This is a genomic window from Nereida sp. NH-UV-3, assembly GCF_042939535.1.
Taxonomy (GTDB): domain Bacteria; phylum Pseudomonadota; class Alphaproteobacteria; order Rhodobacterales; family Rhodobacteraceae; genus Nereida; species Nereida ignava.
In genome coordinates this window covers 1,149,157-1,167,159 of the sequence record NZ_CP132157.1, presented here as the reverse complement: position 1 = coordinate 1,167,159, position 18,003 = coordinate 1,149,157, and the positions used below count along the sequence as shown (strand labels likewise).

General features: G+C 55.4%; 17 protein-coding genes. 10 read left to right on the top strand and 7 right to left on the bottom strand.

Features of this window, described 5'->3' with window-relative positions; all coding sequences use genetic code 11:
* Window positions 1-43: 43 nt before the first annotated feature.
* Both NeNHUV3_RS05795 and NeNHUV3_RS05790 read right to left on the bottom strand, forming a co-directional pair.
* Window positions 44-1,093, bottom strand: a complete 1,050-nt coding sequence (locus tag NeNHUV3_RS05795; protein ID WP_391483100.1) for a permease — start codon at window positions 1,091-1,093, stop codon at window positions 44-46.
* Complete coding sequence (locus tag NeNHUV3_RS05790) at window positions 1,090-1,521, bottom strand: ArsR/SmtB family transcription factor (protein WP_391483098.1); 432 nt, start codon at window positions 1,519-1,521, stop codon at window positions 1,090-1,092. Before NeNHUV3_RS05790 ends, NeNHUV3_RS05795 begins: the two co-directional genes overlap by 4 nt.
* A 150-nt stretch (window positions 1,522-1,671) precedes the next feature.
* Here NeNHUV3_RS05790 and NeNHUV3_RS05785 point away from each other — a divergent pair, with 150 nt between their 5' ends.
* The 4 genes from NeNHUV3_RS05785 to NeNHUV3_RS05770 all read left to right on the top strand — a co-directional run bounded on the left by NeNHUV3_RS05785 (window position 1,672) and on the right by NeNHUV3_RS05770 (window position 6,095).
* A complete protein-coding gene (locus NeNHUV3_RS05785; protein ID WP_391483096.1) occupies window positions 1,672-2,442 on the top strand; it encodes an SseB family protein in 771 nt (256 codons plus the stop codon).
* Window positions 2,443-2,519: 77 nt separating this feature from the next.
* The gene (gene dut, locus NeNHUV3_RS05780; protein WP_391483094.1) at window positions 2,520-2,981 is read left to right on the top strand and encodes a dUTP diphosphatase; all 462 of its coding nucleotides are present in this window, start codon (window positions 2,520-2,522) and stop codon (window positions 2,979-2,981) included.
* Window positions 2,981-4,018 (top strand): HesA/MoeB/ThiF family protein, encoded by a 1,038-nt coding sequence (locus NeNHUV3_RS05775; RefSeq protein WP_391483093.1) that lies wholly within the window; start codon window positions 2,981-2,983, stop codon window positions 4,016-4,018. The genes dut and NeNHUV3_RS05775 overlap by 1 nt, the downstream gene beginning before the upstream one ends.
* Window positions 4,019-4,082: 64 nt before the next feature.
* Entirely contained in the window at window positions 4,083-6,095 is a 2,013-nt protein-coding gene (locus NeNHUV3_RS05770; RefSeq protein WP_391483091.1) for a M3 family metallopeptidase, read from the top strand.
* A 19-nt stretch (window positions 6,096-6,114) separates the two neighbouring features.
* Here the strand turns inward: NeNHUV3_RS05770 and NeNHUV3_RS05765 are convergent, their stop codons facing one another.
* Window positions 6,115-7,575, bottom strand: coding sequence for an MORN repeat-containing protein (locus NeNHUV3_RS05765; RefSeq protein ID WP_391483090.1), 1,461 nt, complete (start codon window positions 7,573-7,575; stop codon window positions 6,115-6,117).
* 165 nt (window positions 7,576-7,740) lie between these two features.
* Here NeNHUV3_RS05765 and NeNHUV3_RS05760 point away from each other — a divergent pair, with 165 nt between their 5' ends.
* Genes NeNHUV3_RS05760 through gltX form a run of 3 tightly spaced genes read left to right on the top strand, consistent with a single transcriptional unit; the run spans window position 7,741 to window position 11,133 of the window.
* Window positions 7,741-9,438, top strand: a complete 1,698-nt coding sequence (locus NeNHUV3_RS05760) for an NAD+ synthase (protein ID WP_391483088.1) — start codon at window positions 7,741-7,743, stop codon at window positions 9,436-9,438.
* Complete coding sequence (locus NeNHUV3_RS05755) at window positions 9,428-9,781, top strand: hypothetical protein (protein ID WP_391483086.1); 354 nt, start codon at window positions 9,428-9,430, stop codon at window positions 9,779-9,781. The genes NeNHUV3_RS05760 and NeNHUV3_RS05755 overlap by 11 nt, the downstream gene beginning before the upstream one ends.
* A gap of 29 nt (window positions 9,782-9,810) precedes the next feature.
* Entirely contained in the window at window positions 9,811-11,133 is a 1,323-nt protein-coding gene (gene gltX / locus NeNHUV3_RS05750; RefSeq protein ID WP_391483084.1) for a glutamate--tRNA ligase, read from the top strand.
* 41 nt (window positions 11,134-11,174) lie between these two features.
* On the opposite strand, the gene NeNHUV3_RS05745 is transcribed toward gltX, so the two are convergent.
* Window positions 11,175-13,697 carry an ABC transporter permease gene (locus tag NeNHUV3_RS05745; RefSeq protein ID WP_391483082.1) on the bottom strand — a complete coding sequence of 841 codons (2,523 nt, stop codon included), beginning with the start codon at window positions 13,695-13,697 and terminating at the stop codon, window positions 11,175-11,177.
* Entirely contained in the window at window positions 13,694-14,365 is a 672-nt protein-coding gene (locus tag NeNHUV3_RS05740) for an ABC transporter ATP-binding protein (RefSeq protein ID WP_391483081.1), read from the bottom strand. Before NeNHUV3_RS05740 ends, NeNHUV3_RS05745 begins: the two co-directional genes overlap by 4 nt.
* 13 nt (window positions 14,366-14,378) lie before the next feature.
* Between NeNHUV3_RS05740 and NeNHUV3_RS05735 the strand changes: the two genes are divergently transcribed.
* From NeNHUV3_RS05735 to NeNHUV3_RS05725, 3 genes are all read left to right on the top strand, one after another.
* Window positions 14,379-15,044, top strand: a complete 666-nt coding sequence (locus NeNHUV3_RS05735; protein WP_391483079.1) for an arylesterase — start codon at window positions 14,379-14,381, stop codon at window positions 15,042-15,044.
* A gap of 57 nt (window positions 15,045-15,101) precedes the next feature.
* Complete coding sequence (locus tag NeNHUV3_RS05730; protein ID WP_048598957.1) at window positions 15,102-15,305, top strand: dodecin family protein; 204 nt, start codon at window positions 15,102-15,104, stop codon at window positions 15,303-15,305.
* A gap of 124 nt (window positions 15,306-15,429) precedes the next feature.
* The gene (locus NeNHUV3_RS05725) at window positions 15,430-15,678 is read left to right on the top strand and encodes a hypothetical protein (RefSeq protein WP_341246979.1); all 249 of its coding nucleotides are present in this window, start codon (window positions 15,430-15,432) and stop codon (window positions 15,676-15,678) included.
* Window positions 15,679-15,761: 83 nt separating this feature from the next.
* On the opposite strand, the gene NeNHUV3_RS05720 is transcribed toward NeNHUV3_RS05725, so the two are convergent.
* Entirely contained in the window at window positions 15,762-15,968 is a 207-nt protein-coding gene (locus tag NeNHUV3_RS05720; RefSeq protein ID WP_048598959.1) for a cold-shock protein, read from the bottom strand.
* A gap of 277 nt (window positions 15,969-16,245) precedes the next feature.
* Window positions 16,246-17,901, bottom strand: a complete 1,656-nt coding sequence (gene ettA / locus NeNHUV3_RS05715) for an energy-dependent translational throttle protein EttA (RefSeq protein WP_334067245.1) — start codon at window positions 17,899-17,901, stop codon at window positions 16,246-16,248.
* Between the last annotated feature and the right edge of the window lie 102 nt (window positions 17,902-18,003).

The window sequence follows — 18,003 nt, the reverse complement described above, 5'->3', positions numbered from 1 at the left end:
AGCTGCCTACGCCAACTGGTTCAACGGTTCAACGCCCATTGCGTCAGGCGATCGCCTGCCAGACCAACCCTGCGCTGACAGAACCGACGAATGCCAGTCCAAGATACGCTGCGAAAACTTTGCGTTTCACAAGCGCGTAGACTGCAATCGCTGCGGGAATACAGCTTACGCCACCGGCCATCATGAATGACAGCGCTGCGCCTTGTGACATGCCTTGATCCACCAAGCCCGCAACAAGTGGGACCGCTGCGTAGCCGTTGAGATAGGCAGGACCGCCCAAAATTGCACCAAGAATAACCGGCTGCACGCCTTCACCACCCAAAAAGCCCGCGACAAATTCGGCCGGAACATAGCGCGTCATCATGGCCTCAAAAATATACGCGATGAGCAGCCATTTGAACAAAAACACTCCGTTTGTAAGGGTGGTTTCACGGAAAGTAGCAGTGCGGTCAGCTTCGCCCCAGAATTTCCATTGCGGCTTTTGATCAAATCCCGAAGGACCAGATGATTTTGAGCAGCAAGACTTCACGGGGGCAATCTTTAGTGGGTCGCTGAAGACGGCGGTGCCAGATAGCAGCTGCGTGACCAGACCGCCGCCGATGCCGACACTGATTGCCGCCACGGTTTTTGCGATTGCAAAGTCAAAGCCAAGGGCGGATCCGGTGATCGCGAATTGGGCAGGGTCCATCAATGGCGACGCTAGCCACAGTGCCATGACCGCCCCAAGGGGCGCCCCAAGCGCCAAAAGCGCGGAAACAAACGGAATGACCTCGCACGAACAAAACGGCGCCACACCCCCGACAATTGCGGCGAATATAATCATACGAACCGGTGGGCCGGTGAAGGCTTTGGCCACCAGCCCTTCGGCGCCAGTGGCCTTGAGGTAAGCTACAGAAAAGATTGCAAATAAGATAAATGGCGCTGTGTGTGCCAAGCTGCCAAAACCGCTGGCGATTACGGGGCCAAGGGCGTTCAGGTCGAAGAAGGCAAGAGCTGCAAGAGCTGCCAAAGTGACAAGAATTGCTTTGTCCGCCCCGCGCCAAAGTGCTGCAGGTTTGATCGCGCTCGACCGTGTTTGGGATGCGTCGCTCATGATGTAGCCTTTGTATTGTTTGATGCTTCTTGGCCCTGGATGTCGGAACAGCATTCGCCGTCGCTACATTTGCAATCTGGACCACACTGACATGCGGGACCACAGGCACAGCAATTGGCCATCAAAAACCCGCAGAGCGCCTCGATATCGTCGTAGGCGGCACCAACCGAAATAATTGAACGCCCGTGTTTTTGCTGTTGGATTAGACCCGCTGCCGCAAGAATTTTCATGTGATGTGTGAGTGTTGAGCCCGAGACGTCCGACCGCTCTGCCAGCTCTCCGATGCTGAGCCCTTTTGGTCCCGCTTGCACCAGAACACGGAGCACACCCAAGCGTTGTTCGCTGCCTAACGCGGCAAACGTGGATGCAGCTACTGTTAGACTGAGACCGCTGGAGGCGGCGGGGTGCAGAGCGCTTTCATGTTTCATATCCTATATTTCGAAGATATTCGAAACAATAGCAAGCGTTATTTCGATAGGTTTCGAAATGATTTACCTGCGCGCATCTTTCACCTTGTTTGATCGTGGTGAAATCACTACCCCGATGACCGAGCTATACCTTCCAAACATGAGGCCCCCATGTCCAAGACGCCCGTTGATATCGCTTTTGAAAATATGGATGCCTCTGATGCGGCGCGTTTGCGGTTTTATGAGCGGTTAGCGGATGCAGAGTTGTTTATGCTGCTGCTTCAAGAGGCAGACGGTGAAGACGTTGAGCCAGACGTGTTCGATGTTGAGGGCGGGCAGTTCGTATTGGTATTTGACCGCATTGAACGCCTGACAGCATTTGCTGAAAAGCCCGTGCCTTATGTTGCTGTGTCAGGACGCATATTGGCCGCGATGTTAAGCGGACAAGGCATTGGCATGGGTGTCAATCTGGGGCAGTCGTCCGAAATATTGATCCCAAGCGATGCGGTTGAATGGTTGCATGCGACACTTGGAAATCTGCCAACAGAAGTCACCGCGACGCCGAAAGAGATTACACCGCCCAAGGGTCTGCCAGAAGATTTGATCGCGGCACTTGATGCAAAGCTGGCAACCGCCACGGGGCTTGCGCAAAAGGCTGTGCTGGTCGGGGTTGCTTATGATGACGGATCGCGTGGGCATATGCTGGCATTTATTGATGTGGCGGCGGGTGCCGAGAATGCGCTGGCGCGCGCTGTTGGTGAAGCGCTGACGTTCTCGGGGCTTGAGGCGGGTGTCTTGGATGTGGCGTTTCTTGCCTCCCGCGATCCAAGTGTGTCTGCGCTTCTGGCCGCGGGGCTGCAATTTGATCTGCCAGAGTTGTTGATGCCTGAGGCGCCAAAAGCACCCGGGATGGACCCTGCAAATCCGCCGAAACTGCGCTAAGTGGTTGGATGCGGGTGCGAGACGCTGTCTCGCGCTCTGGGATATTTTGAACAAAAGAAGATGAGAGGCCGTTCGTGATGAGCCAACCGATGATCGAGATGATGTGGGTAGAGGGGGCGGATACGTCGCTTGGGTTGCCGGCGTATGAGACGACGTTGGCAGCCGGTGCTGATCTACGGGCCAACTTGCCAGACCGCGGTGCGCTGGTGCTTGAGCCTGGGGCGCGCGCGCTTGTTCCGACAGGGCTGTGCATGGCAATTCCAGCGGGTTTTGAGGTGCAGATCCGGCCGCGCAGTGGTTTGGCGCTTAAGCATGGGATTACGTTGCTAAACAGCCCCGGTACTATTGATGCGGATTACCGTGGTGAAGTAGGTATCATCGTGCTGAATACATCGTCTGAGCCTTTTGTGATTAGTCACGCTGATCGCATCGCGCAAATGGTTGTGGCGCCAGTTGTTCAGGGTGAATTCAAAGTGGAAAGCGCACTTGGGCAAACGGCGCGTGGTAGCGGTGGCTTTGGTTCGACGGGGCGCAGCTGATGTTAGTTGTTTTTTCAATGGCCGCGTTTTTGTGGGTGTTCGGCATGATCACCCAAACGCCAAAACAAGCACGCTGGATCATGATCGGTTTGTTGTTTGTTGCAGTTTTGGCGGTGCACATCATTTTGCCAAACGGTCACCCGCTGCGCGAGGGCACCGGTGGGGATGCGCGGCTTTGGATATTACTGGCGGCTTTCGTGGGGCTTGTTCTGGCTTACCGCCGTGGTTTGCTGTGGATCAGAGCTCGCACAAATCCCGTCAGTTTTGAAGTTCCCGAAACCGGTCAGTTATTTGCGGACGTAGAGTTGGAACGCGCCGCACGTCACATCGTGTTGCGAGAGATCGGTGGCGTTGGTCAGAAGTCCCTAAAAGAGGCGAAAGTTTTGGTGATTGGGGCTGGCGGCCTTGGGGCGCCTGCTTTGATGTATCTGGGCGCAGCGGGTGTTGGTACGCTCGGAATTATTGATGATGATATTGTCGAAAACACCAATCTACAGCGCCAAATCATACACAATGATGCGGCGATCGGCATGCCCAAAGTGTTCAGTGCTGAGGCGCGCTTAAAGGCACAAAACCCTTTTGTCACAGTGCGCCCGTATAACCGCCGCCTGACTGCTGATATGGCAGTGGACTTAATTGCGGACTACGATCTGGTGCTTGATGGCAGCGACAATTTTGACACCCGTTATTTAGTGAACGAGACATGCCAGAAGCTCGGTAAGCCGTTGATTGCCGCAGCGCTGACCCAATGGGAAGGGCAGATCAGCACGTATGTTCAGGGTGGGCCGTGTTACGCTTGCGTGTTCCCTAAAGCACCTGACAGTAAGCTTGCGCTAAGCTGCGCAGAAGCTGGCGTCGCGGGGCCTTTGCCCGGCGTTATCGGGGCGATGATGGCTGTTGAAGCGGTGAAAGAGATAACTGGCGCGGGCGAGGGGTTGTCGGGATCAATGCTGATCTACGATGCGCTTTATGCGCAAACGCGCCACATCAAAATTACACGCAACAAGAATTGTACCGTGTGCGGCAGCGCGACGTAGCGGCTTACATCGCGGTGCTTGCGTGCCTACATAAAACTAAAGCGTAGTTTACCGGAGAGATATGATGACCGCATTGACCACATGGACCGAACCTTTTGACATGCCGGCTTTCTCGAAGGTGCGCGATGACATGTTTGCGCCGGCTTTCGAGGCGGCATTGGCCGAGGCGCGTGCGGATGTGGCAGCAATTGCAGCTGACCCCGCACCTGCCACATTTGAAAACACGATTGAGGCGATGGCCCGCGTGGGAGAAGATCTCGATAAGGTTTTATCAATTTTCTACACAATTTCTGGCGCTGTCTCTAACGATACCCGAGAGGCGTTGAGCCGCGATTTCTCACCTGCTTTGGCAGATTACAGTTCTGAGATTTCTTTGAACGCGGACCTGTTTGCGCGGTACCAAGCGCTTTGGGATCAGCGCGCCGATCTAGATTTAACCGCCGAACAAGCCCGCGTTTTGGAGCTGAGCTACAAAAACTATGTGCGGGCAGGGGCGCTCTTGGAGGGGGACGACCGTGCGCGCTACGCAAAGATCAAATCACGCCTTGCCAGCCTTGGAACCGCGTTTGGTCAGAACCTTCTGTCTGATGAGCGGACTTGGTTTATGGAGCTTACCCAAGCTGATCTGAATGGCCTGCCGGAGTTTGCCGTCGATGCAATGCGCGCGGCGGGACAGGAAAAAGGCGTAGACGGCCCCGTTGTCACCCTTGCCCGCTCAATCATCACACCGTTTTTGCAGTTTTGTCCGAACCGTGATTTGCGCAAAGCGGCTTATGAAGCTTACGTGGCGCGCGGTGCAAATGGGGGCGAAACGGATAACCGCGCACTGGCAAATGAAATGCTTTCGTTGCGCCATGAACTGGCACAACTGTTGGGCTATAAAGACTATGCGGCCTACAAGCTGGAAGTTGAAATGGCGGGCGATGCTGATGCAGTTCGTTCGTTATTGATGGATGTGTGGGCCCCTGCACAGGCGGCGGCGGACGCAGATGCGATTGTTCTTGAGCAGGTGCTTATTGCAGATGGTCACGAAGGACCCATTCAGGCGTGGGACTGGCATTATTATGCAGAGGCTCGTCGCAAGGCAGAGCACGATTTGGATGAGGCTGAATTGAAGCCCTACCTACAGCTTGACCGTATGATCGAGGCTGCGTTTTCTTGTGCGTCCCGGCTTTTTGATCTGTCTTTTGAGCCTGTCGAGCTGGATTTGTATCATGAAGACTGTCGTGCGTGGAATGTGACGCGCAACGGTGAGCATATTGCGGTGTTCGTGGGGGATTATTTTGCGCGCGGGTCAAAGCGGTCTGGTGCGTGGTGCTCTGCGATGCGGGCGCAAAACCGGATGGATAAAGAAGTCCGCCCAGTTGTGTTAAACGTGTGTAATTTTGCCAAACCTTCCGGTGGACCTGCGCTTTTGTCTTATGATGACGCGCGCACGTTGTTTCATGAATTTGGACATGCGCTGCATCAGATGCTGTCAGATGTAACCTATGAAATGGTAAGTGGCACATCAGTGCCGCGCGATTTTGTGGAGCTACCAAGCCAACTCTACGAGCACTGGATGGAGGTGCCCGAAGTCTTTGAGACATTCGCTACCCACGCCATTACGGGGGCGGCGATGCCTGCGGATTTGCGGGAACGGCTTCTTGGGGCATCGACCTACAATATGGGATTCCAAACGGTTGAATACGTCGCTTCTGCGTTGGTTGATCTGGATTTCCACGACGGTCCACCACCTGCTGATGCGATGCAGGCCCAAGCGGAGACGCTTGACCGGATCGGGATGCCCGCCGCCATCCGCATGCGCCACGCCACGCCGCATTTCGCCCATGTGTTTTCAGGCGGCTACTACGCGGCCAGCTACTATAGTTACATGTGGTCCGAGGTTATGGACGCTGATGCGTTTGAAGCCTTTGAAGACGCGGGAAGCGCATTTGATAGCAAAACTGCCAAGGCTCTTGAGGAGCACATCTTATCAAAAGGAGGCAGTGTTGATCCGAAAGACTTGTATATTGCCTTCCGCGGCAGATTGCCTGGTGTGCAAGCCCTTCTTAAGGGGCGCGGACTGGCCGCCTAAAGACCGATGCGCGAGCGACCTATTGGTCCGCTTGCGCCTCAGCTTCTCTTGTAGCTGTATCGTCAGCGCCTTCGATTGAGGCTGTCTCTTCGCGCAGTGCGCCGTTGTCCCACTCACCGCTTGCTGTTTCGCCTGTGGCGTAGGTCATTGTGCCCGCGCCTTGGCGTTTGCCTTGAACGAACAGACCTTCATAGATGTCGCCGTTTGCGTAAGTGGCCTTGCCCTGACCGCTGATTTCGCCACGGGTCCATTCACCCTCATAGATAAAACCATCAGGCATGGTGATTTTGCCGGTGCCTGACCGCTGCCCTGCGCTGAACGTGCCCACATATACAGTGCCGTCTGCGTAGGTTGCGGTACCTTGCCCGTTGCGTTGCCCGTTTTCCCACGCGCCTTCATAGCGGTAGCCATCAGGGTACGTCATCACGCCTTGGCCATGGTTGCGCGCGTTTTTGAACCCGCCTTCGTAAATCAGGCCATTGGTGTAAGTGGCACGCCCTTCGCCAGAAATCACGCCTGCGTCCCACTCACCCGAATAGGTGTTGCCATCTGCGTAGATGATTTCGCCGGTGCCTTCGGCCAGACCACCCACGAATGAGCCTGTGTACACAGAGCCATCGGGATAGGTCACCACACCTTCGCCATCAATCTCGCCGCGGGTCCAGTTGCCCACGTATTTGTAGCCGTCCGTACTTGTGAACGTGCCTTGGCCGTGGCGTGCATCATTGTTGAACGCGCCCACGTAGATATCGCCGTTTGCGTACGTTACGGTGCCTTGCCCCTGACGCTGGCCGGCTACGAAAGTGCCTTCGTAAACGTCACCGTTGATTTGGGTCAGCTTACCGTCGCCTTCCATCTGGTCGTTGACCCATGTGCCCTCAAACACAAGCCCATCTGCGGTCTCGAGCGTCCCGGGGCCAGCGCGCTTACCATCTGCCATCTCGCCTTCGAATACAGAACCATCGGGGTAGGTGATTTTGGCAGAGCCGGATTTAATCCCGTCGATCCACTCGCCTTCATAGATGTAGCCGGAGGGGTCTTGCATCTTGCCGATGCCGTCGTGCCGCCCGTTTGTGACACCGCCTTCATACACAACACCGCCATCGTATAGAATGAGGCCAGTGCCGGTCATCATACCTGCTGCCCAATCCCCCTCATAGGTGCCGCCATCGGTGAAAGTGATCTTGCCAAAACCGTTGGGTTGGCCGTTCTGAAACTCACCCACATAAAGTGAGCCATTGGGAAAGCGTGCTGTACCTTGGCCGCTGATCGTGCCGTTAACCCACTCGCCTTCGTACTCATATCCGTTAGGCAAAGTGTAGCGGCCCATGCCATGTTGCTTGCCGTCTTTGAAAGTTCCCTCGTAGACACCGCCATTTTCATACTGCTTTGTCTGTGTGCTTTGTGCGGCCACGGGTGCTGCGGCCAAAGAGGTGGCGGCCAAAAGGGCCGCAAGGACGGATGCGGTATTGCGCTGCACGGTAGTTCCCCCGAAAGTCTAGGCAGGGCCATTGATGCCCCTTGGCGAAAGCCTAAATCAGCAACGAGCAATGAACAACGACTTTTGCGCATCGCAAATTGGCAGGCCTTTCGCTTGGGGCTACATCTGCTAAAGCAAAGCGTGGTTTTCGAAAAAGGGACGGCAATGTCTGATCTGGTCGGTCAAAAAGGGTCGCGTACACGCGCCGAGGATAACTTTCGGCTGACAATGGCGCAGCTAAACCCAACGGTTGGGGATTTGGCGGGCAATGCGCAGCTTGCCTTTGATGCGTGGCAAGAAGCGCGTGAGGCAGGTGCAGACCTGATCATGTTTCCCGAGATGTTTATCACCGGTTATCAGGTGCAAGACTTGGTTCTAAAGCCTCAGTTTGTGCGTGATGCGATGGCCCAGATCGAGGCGTTGGCCGCGCGTGTTAAGCACGGACCAGCGATGGCAATTGGCGGGCCACAAAGCAAAGACGGTCAGTTGTTTAACGCGTACTATCTGCTGGATGGCGGCGAGATCACATCCGTGGGTCACAAGCATGAGCTGCCAAACTTCAACGTCTTTGACGAGGTCCGCCACTACGCATCTGCGCCGCTTCAGGGACCGATGTCTGTGCGCGGTGTTCGTATCGGCTTTCCGATTTGCGAAGATGCGTGGCACGAAGATGTGGCTGAGGCGATGGAAGAAAGCGGCGCCGAGATGCTGTTTGTTCCGAACGGGTCGCCCTATTTTCGCGGTAAGTTTGATGTCCGGATGAGCCACATGGTGGCCCGTGTCGTCGAGACAGGTTTGCCGCTGGTGTACCTCAATATGGTTGGTGGACAGGACGATCAGATCTTTGATGGTGGCTCATTTGTGTTGAACAAAGGCGGCGCACTTGCCCTTCAGATGCCCCTTTTTGATCAAGCGCTTAGTCACATTGATTTCACGCGCACCGCAGATGGGTGGCGTGCCGTGGAGGGGGAGATAACCCCGCAACCTTGCACAGAGGAACAAGATTACCGCGCCATGGTTGAGGGTCTGCGGGATTACATGGGCAAAACCGGATTTTCCAAAGTACTGCTTGGTTTGTCGGGTGGCATTGATAGTGCGATTGTGGCGACCATCGCGGCGGATGCGCTTGGCCCTGAGAACGTGCGTTGCGTGATGTTGCCGTCAGAATATACCAGCCGCGAAAGTCTTGATGATGCCGGTGAAGTTGCAAACCTGCTTGGATGTAAGCTCGATGAGGTCAGCATTGCAGGCCCGCGCGCGGCAGTGACCGAAGCCCTTGCACCGCTTTTTGCAGGACTTGATGAGGGACTGACCGAAGAGAATATTCAGTCACGCTTGCGGGGGCTTTTGTTGATGGCCCAGTCGAACAAATTTGGCGAGATGCTTTTGACAACGGGCAACAAATCCGAAGTCGCCGTTGGCTATGCGACCATCTATGGTGATATGTCGGGTGGTTATAACCCCATCAAAGATATGTACAAAACCCGCGTGTTTGAGACGTGCCGTTGGCGCAATGCAAACCACCGCCCTTGGATGATGGCCCCTGAAGGCACTGTTATTCCGCCACGTGTGATCAACAAGCCGCCGACAGCAGAGTTGCGTCCAGATCAAAAAGACAGCGACAGCTTGCCCGAGTATGAAGTTCTTGATGCGATCCTTGAAATGCTCATCGATGAGGAGCGGTCGGTTGCTGAATGTGTCGCTGCGGGCTTTGACCGCGATGTGGTCAAGCGCGTCGAGCATTTGGTTTATATCAGTGAGTATAAACGCTTTCAGGCTGCGCCGGGACCAAGGCTGAGCCAAAAAGCGTTTTGGCTTGATCGCCGCTATCCGATTGTGAACCGTTGGCGCGATGGTAGCTGATGCGCTGTGCCCCCGCTTAAGGCCTGATTGGTCCCCGACAGACGGGGCCGTTGGTGCGCTGGCCGAAGTGGGGTATTTCGCAACGCATCCCGTGGGTGTCGCCGCATTAGTCCTTGCTGCGTTGTCGCTGTTATGGCCGATACCTTTGGTGCGGTATGCTGCATTGGTGGTGGTGTCTTTTGCTTTGCTAGGTGAGGTTGAGACCCTCTTTGCAAATGTCACCGTCGCAGGGCAGCTTTATTCTGAGGGGTGTCGCGGCGCACCTTGGGCAACTGGGGCGCTATTGATAGCTTTGCTTGGTGCCGTGGCATGGCGAAAACTAGACAAGCGCCCAAGGGTGTGAGACATCCCGCGCGAACAGGAGAATTTCCGATGACCACGACTCGTTTTGCCCCTTCGCCCACTGGCTTTTTGCATATTGGTAACCTGCGCACAGCGCTTTTTAATTATCTGATTGCGCGCAAGAACAACGGCTCTTTCATTCTGCGGATTGATGACACCGATCCAGAGCGCTCAAAGCAAGAGTATGTGGATGCGATTCAGCAAGATCTGGAGTGGCTTGGCATCACATGGGACCGGATGGAGCGTCAGTCAGACCGCCTTGACCGCTATGCAGCGGAGGCAGACAAGCTGCGCGGCATTGGCCGGTTTTACGAGTGTTTCGAAACGCCTACCGAGCTTGATTTGAAGCGTAAAAAGCAACTCAACATGGGCAAACCACCGGTTTATGACCGTGCGGGTCTTTCGTTGAGTGACGCTGAGAAAGACGCGTTGCGCGCTGAGCGTTCTGGCCACTGGCGCTTTTTGCTCGACCAGTCGCGAATTGAGTGGACCGATGGTATCTTGGGCGACATCAGCATTGATGCGGCATCCGTAAGTGATCCGGTTCTGATCCGCGGTGACGGTCAGGTGCTTTACACTTTGGCGTCGGTTGTGGACGACACCGACATGGGCGTGACCCATGTTGTGCGCGGCTCTGATCACGTGACCAACACTGCGACCCAGATCCAGATGATCGAAGCAATCGGTGGTACTGTTCCAACTTTTGCGCACCACTCTCTTTTGACCGGACCGCAGGGCGAGGCGCTTTCAAAGCGTCTTGGCACACTTGCGTTGCGCGATCTTCGTGAACGCGGTGTCGAACCAATGGCGTTGTTGTCGCTTTTGGCGCGCATCGGCTCGTCCGATCCGGTTGAGCTGCGCGGCTCAATTGATGAATTGGTTGAAGGCTTTGACATCACCAAGTTTGGCTCTGCACCGACAAAATTTGATGAGAATGATCTGTTCCCGCTGACTGCGAATGTGCTGCAAGGCCTGCCTGCTGACGCCGTGACGAATGATCTGAACGGGTTGGGTGTGCCGGCAGAGCTTCAGGCGCAGTTCTGGGCGGTTGCGAAGGATAATATCACCGTAAAGGCAGATTTGGCCCAGTGGTGGACGCTTTGTTCCGAGGGTGCAGACCCTGTTATTGACGACGAAGATGCTGAGTTTGTTGCCCAAGCGATGGCATTGTTGCCAGACGCTCCATTTGACGCCGAGACATGGGGTCAGTGGACATCAGCTGTAAAAGCCGAAACTGGTCGGAAGGGGCGCGGGTTGTTTATGCCATTGCGCAAAGCGCTAACCGGCATGCAGCACGGCCCTGATATGTCTGCGCTTTTGCCCCTGTTGCAAGTCATTCGCGCGAAATCCTAAAGCAGGTATAGCGGGGCGCAAGACCGCCCCGCACCTTTGCCCTAATTTCCTCTACGCAGGATGCCGGCGGGGCGTGCCTTCAGCGGCCCCCAAGCATACCCCAGGAACGCCAGCATCGTGGCTGCAACACCGCCAATGATAATGGCCAACGCATTTCCCCAGACAATCGCAAAGCTGGTTTCCATCACAAACTTGCTGACGGCCCATGCAAAAGTCAGCCCTGCAACCAGCGCAATTGTGCCCGCGGCCGCTCCCAAAAGCCCTGCTCGTAATGCAAAACTTTGCAGGATAACGCCTTTTGATGCACCGAGTGTTTTGAGGACTGCCGCCTCAAACGTGCGCGCATCAACACCTGCTGCTGCGGCTCCGATCAAGACCAAAAAGCCTTTAATCAATGTGGCTGATGCCCCTAGGGATGTGGCCGCAGCAAGGCTTGCCAAAAGCTCTCCCACACGTGCAATCGCGTCGGCGACCCTGATCGCGGTGATGTTGGGGAATGTTCCTGCGAGGTCACGCAAAATTTCGGCCTCGGCCTCGGGTGTTGCGTAAACTGTTGCGATGTGGCTGTGCGGTGCGCCCTGCAGTGCAGCAGGGTTCATGGTCAGGATGAAGCCAATCCCTGCGGTCGAAAAGTCCACCTCCCGAAACGATGTGATCGTGCCCGTGATATCACGCCCCAGGATGTTGATCGTCATCGTATCCCCAAGGACAAGACCCATCTCTTCGGCTTCTTCGGCGGCAAAGCTAATTTGCGGTGCGCCTGTATAATCTGCGGGCCACCAACTGCCTTGCGTGATTGTCACCCCGTCTGCCGCTGTTGGTGCGTATGTGACGCCGCGGTCACCTTGTATTACCCAATGATCACCTGCGACCTCTTTTGCGGGGCGGTCATTTATCTTGCTGATGACTCCGCGCAACATTGGCGCAGTATCCACCCGAGACACTGCAGGGTCACCCGTCAGCCGCGCGTTAAAGCCGTTGAGTTGGTCAGACTGAATATCTACAAAGAAGTAGCTGGGGGCGACGTCTGGCAAATCTCGCGCGATTGCGCCGCGCAGGTTGCCGTCAATTTGCCCAACAGCGGCAAGCACGGAAAGGCCAAGACCCAGTGACAAAATAGCTGAGCTTGCCTGTTCACGTGGCCCGCCAATGGCACCAAGCGCAAGGCGTAAGGCAGGCCGCCCGCGCAACGCGCGCATTTTGGTTGCGGCTGCCGCCAACGCTCGCAGTCCGCGCGCGGCTAAAGCAAGCACACCCAGTACAGCGATAATGCCCCCCGCGGTCCAAAGGGTTAGGAACGCCGTGCCCGAAAATGCGATGGCGCTAAGCACCAACGCGGCGACCAACCCCGCAGTCAGAAACAGGTATCTTTTGCGTGGCAGTGCGTTGTCGTGTCCTAATGCGTCCCGAAATAGCGTGGCTGCGCGAATATTTTCCGTGCGCGCAAGTGGCCAAAGCGTGAAGATTGCAGCGGCAAACGCGCCATATATGGCAGCTTCGATGAGTGGTTTGGGGTGAATTGCAAACTCGGCGGGAACCGGCAGGCGGGCTTCAATGATGGGTGCGAGGGCAAGTGGAAGTGCCGCGCCAAGCACAAGCCCGATAGCTATGCCCAAGATCGTCAACAGGCTGATTTGAATGGCGTAAGTGGCAAAGATGGTTGAGCGTGATGCGCCCAATGTTTTGAGCGTCGCGATTACGGATGTTTTCCGCTCGAGGTAGCTGCGCACCGCTGCGCTGACACCCACGCCCCCGACCGCCAAACCAGATAGCCCGACAAGCACCAAAAAGGCACCAAGCCGGTCAACAAACTGCTGAACGCCTGGCGCGCCGTTGCGCGCATCGGTCCAGCGTAGCCCTGAATTAGCAAAGCGTTGCTCGGCGTCACGCTCAAGGGCGGCAAGTTCGGTGCCTTCTGGCAACAGCATGCGGTATTTCGTGTCGAACAAAGTGCCGGTTTGTAGCAGGCCCGCGTTTGCCAGACTTTCAGTGCGCACCAATGTACGCGGGCCCAAGCCGAAACCACCACCGGCACTGTCAGGCTCGCGTTGCAAAATAGCTGAAAGGCGGAATGTGCCGGTACCAATGTTGAAGCTGTCGCCGATTATCAGCCCAAGGCGGTCAGCCAAGACACGCTCCATCACCGCACCATTTGCGGCAATGGCCTGATCAAGCGGCATCTCAGGGGATAACTTAACCTCGCCCACAAGGGGGTAGGCTGCATCGACTGATTTGACTTGGGTTAATGCCCGCTCTGGTGGCGCATCGCTCCCCGATGGCACCACAATCATAGATCTAAAATCAGTAATCTCGGACACTTGAACGGCTTGGCTTTGCATCCATGCGCGCTCGTCTTCCGTGGCGAAGCGGTAGGTGAGTTGCAGTTCTGCGTCGCCCCCAAGCAGTGCTGCCCCGTCCCGTTCTAAGCCTTTGAGGATGGCTGTGCGGGTGCTGCCCACGGCGGCAATCGCGGCGATGCCGAGCGCAAGGCAGGCCAGAAAAATACCAAAGCCGCGCAAGCCATTGCGCAGTTCACGTGTTGCAAAAATCCATGCAGTTTTCATTGGTCCAACCGTCCGTCACGCAATCGGATCACGCGGTCACAGCGGTTTGCCAATTCAGGCGAATGGGTGACCATGATGAGGGTCGCACCGTGACGGTCGCGCAAATCAAACAGAAGGTCCATGACGGCCTCACCGTTGGTGCCATCAAGATTGCCCGTCGGCTCGTCCGCCAGCAAAATCTCCGGACGCGGCGCGAGAGCACGTGCAAGGGCCACGCGCTGTTGCTCGCCCCCCGACATCTGATTGGGATAATGATCCGCCCGCGCCCCAAGGCCGACTGCTTCCAGTTCCGTTTGGGCGCGGTCAAAGGCATCGCTTGCACCAGCTAACTCAAGCGGAACGGCCACGTTTTCAAGCGCCGTCATGGTCGGGATAAGGTGAAAAGACTGAAACACTACGCCCATGTGGTGCCGTCGAAACGCGGCAAGTGCGTCTTCGTCCAAATTGGTGAGGTCTTGGTTAACTGCGCTGATCGTGCCGCCAGTTGCTTGCTCGAGCCCACCCATTACCATGAGAAGTGATGATTTTCCCGAACCCGATGGGCCGATCAGCGCCAATGTCTCGCCTTTTGTCACGTCAAGACTGATGCCGTGCAAGATATCCACCATCCCCGCATTGCCATTTAGCGAAAGGTGCACATCTTTGAGGGACAGGATCGGGTTAGACATTGAGGGGCCTTTCATGGGGATCACAACTGGATATGGGGCGGTATTGCTGCTGCGCAACCTGATGATGACAATTGTTGCGATCTTGGGTCTGGGCCTTGGCATGGGGCACAGTGCTGCGCGTGCCGAAAGTACCGTGGTGATCTTTGGTGACAGCCTTGTTCAAGGCTATGGGTTGCCTGTTGAGCAGGGCCTTGTGCCACAATTAGACAGCTGGCTGCAGGCAAACGGGACCGAGGTAACGCTTGTGAATGCGGGGGTCTCTGGTGATACGACCCAAGGTGGTGCGGCGCGCATCGCTTGGACGTTGAGTGAGCAGGTTGATGCCATTGTGATTGCCCTTGGCGGCAACGACATGCTGCGCGGCATTGATCCAAGTGTTGTGCGGCAGAATGTGGAAACCATTGTCCAGCAGGCTGCGAACTCCGGTGCGGCTGTGTTGGTGGTGGGGATTGAAGCGCCATTAAATTACGGACCTGATTATAAGGCCGCGTTTGATCCAATTTTCGCAGACATCGCAGCGCGTTTCGGGGCGGATTATCACCCCGGCTTTTTCACGGCGTTTGAGGGGGACGTGCTGCCGTTCATGCAGGCCGATGCAATCCATCCGAACGCAGAGGGTGTCACGCAAATTGTAAAGGTTGTCGGGCCGTCGGTGGCGGCGCTGATCGATGGCGACTAGACGGGCAAGCCTTAGGCGCATAGGCTTTTTGAGTATTGTAAATAAGGAGTAACGAGTATGAGTGTTGCAAGAGTAACCGAAGTCATCGCAAGTTCGAAAAAGTCATTTGATGATGCAATAGAAACCGGCGTTGAGCGTGCAGCGAAAACGCTGAAGAACGTAACGGGCGCGTGGGTGCAGGATCAAAAAGTAACTGTTTCAGACGGTAAAATCGATGAATACCGTGTTGTTTTGAAAGTTACTTTCGTTCTGGAAGACTGATTTTCTGACAGTTGAACGACTTGAAGGTCCGTTGTCATGCGGCTGGTAGCCTTTTTTGCGGTTTGGGTCTTGGCGGGTGGAAAAATCGTTCCATGTTACGGGTCAACACCGGAGGAGCCGCAATATGAATTCTATGCACAACATCGATGAACAAACCCGCCAAGCCCGCGTCTACGCACAAGCTATGGAAAGCCTTCAGGCGCATAACCGCGTGTACCGCCCAAGTGCGACGGTCGCAGATATGCGCGCAAATCAGACACCTGATGGGGGCACACCTTTGTTGGATTGGGCGGGTGGTCTTTCAGCGAAATTCTGTATCGCTTTTGCGTTTATTACACCGTGCTACATGTTTTGGAGCCAAGTCCTGAACTAATAATGGGACGGTTAGATCTAGACATAAAAAAAAGGCGCCACATCCAATTGGATGGGCGCCTTTTCCATTATAAGTACAATGACTTACGCGAGGGCGATGTTGATCGCGCTCTCACGGCCATCACGGCCGCTTTCGATGTCGAATGTTACTTTTTGGTTGTCAGCAAGACCAGTGAGGCCTGAACGCTCAACAGCAGAGATGTGAACGAAAACGTCCTTGCTGCCGCCATCGGGTGCAACAAAGCCGTAGCCTTTAGTAGTGTTAAACCATTTCACGGTGCCAGTAGCCATATCCGTGTCTCCTTTTAAATTCGTGCCCGCGAAATTGCAGCACGTCGGCTTAGTCAGGGATCGAAAGACTGTAGCCGGTAAGGGAAGACAGGGATCGAGTGCATAACGTAGCTAAACCCCATATGGGGTGACGACCCTCATAAAGCAAGGGAAATCGGGGAAAGCATTTTGATCAGCAATTCGCGGCTGATCTGGCTACGATATGTGGTGTTTGGGATACGCCGAGCCGCTATTTGGCCAAGCGTATCCTTAATGTATCGTCGCGCTAAACAGGATTTTAGCGTGCGAATTTCTTGTATTTGACGCGCTTTGGTTCCAAGGCATCGGGTCCAAGGCGGCGTTTTTTGTCTTCTTCGTATTCGGTGAAGCCACCCTCAAACCACTCGATATGCGCTTCGCCTTCGAATGCCAAAATGTGGGTGCAAATCCGATCAAGGAAGAAGCGATCGTGTGAAATGACCACAGCGCACCCAGCAAAGTCGACCAACGCATCTTCAAGGGCGCGAAGCGTTTCAACATCAAGGTCGTTCGTCGGTTCGTCGAGCAGCAGGACATTGCCACCGGCGCGCAGCAGCTTGGCCATGTGAACGCGGTTGCGCTCACCACCTGATAGAACGCCGACTTTTTTCTGCTGGTCGCCGCCTTTGAAGTTGAACGACGAACAATACGCGCGGCTGTTCACTTCAGCGTCACCCAGCATGATGATATCATTGCCGTCGCTAATTACTTCCCAGACGGTTTTATCGTCGGGCAGTGCGTCACGTGACTGATCCACATAGCTAAGGTCAACTGTGTCGCCGTAGCTGACTGATCCCGCATCTGGTTGTTCATCGCCCGTGAGCATTTTGAACAATGTAGATTTACCCGCACCGTTCGGCCCGATGACGCCCACAATACCACCCGGAGGCAGCGAGAAGGACAAATCTTCGATCAGAAGTTTATCGCCATAGGCTTTTGTGAGGTTGTCGATCTCGATGACTTTGTCACCAAGTCGGGGACCGTTTGGAATAATGATCTGTGCGCGGCCGACTTTTTCGCGCTCTGATTGATTGGCCATCTCGTTGTAAGCCGCAATCCGCGCTTTTGATTTGGCTTGGCGCGCTTTGGCGCCTTGTCGCATCCACTCAAGTTCACGCTCGAGGGTCTTTTGCTTGGATTTGTCGTCTTTCGCTTCACGCTCCATGCGCTTGGCTTTGGCTTCCAGCCATGACGAATAGTTACCCTCATGTGGGATGCCTGAGCCGCGGTCCAGTTCCAGAATCCATCCGGTGATTGCATCAAGGAAATAACGGTCGTGGGTAACAATCAGGATGGTGCCTTTGTAATCGATCAGGTGCTGTTGCAGCCATGCGATTGTTTCGGCGTCAAGGTGGTTGGTCGGTTCGTCGAGCAGCAGCATGTCAGGCGCATCGAGCAAAAGCTGACACAGGGCCACGCGGCGCTTTTCACCGCCCGATAGGGTTGTGACGTCTGCATCATCCGCAGGGCAGCGCAGTGCCTCCATCGACACGTCGATTTGCGCATCGAGGTCCCACAGGTTCTGGCTGTCGATCTCGTCTTGTAGCTGCGCCATTTCTTCGGCGGTCTCATCGGAGTAGTTCATCGCCAATTCGTTATAGCGATCCAGAATGTCTTTCTTTGCCTTCACGCCCAGCATCACGTTGCCGCGCACATCAAGGCTTGGGTCCAAATCAGGCTCTTGGGGGAGGTAGCCGACGCGTGCGCCTTCTGCCGCCCATGCTTCACCGGTGAATTCTTTGTCCTGACCGGCCATGATGCGCATCAAGGTGGATTTACCTGTGCCGTTCACACCGACTACACCAATTTTCACACCGGGCAGGAAGTTCAGGCGGATGTTCTCAAACACCTTTTTGCCGCCAGGGTATTGTTTGGACACGCCGTCCATGAAGTAGACGAATTGATTGGCAGCCATCTGTTACATCTCCGAGTAAAAGGTAAGTTGGCCCCAGATAACGCGGCATGGTCGCGGGGGCAATGCATTGACTGGACTGTGAGGGTGTTCGACAAGGTGCGC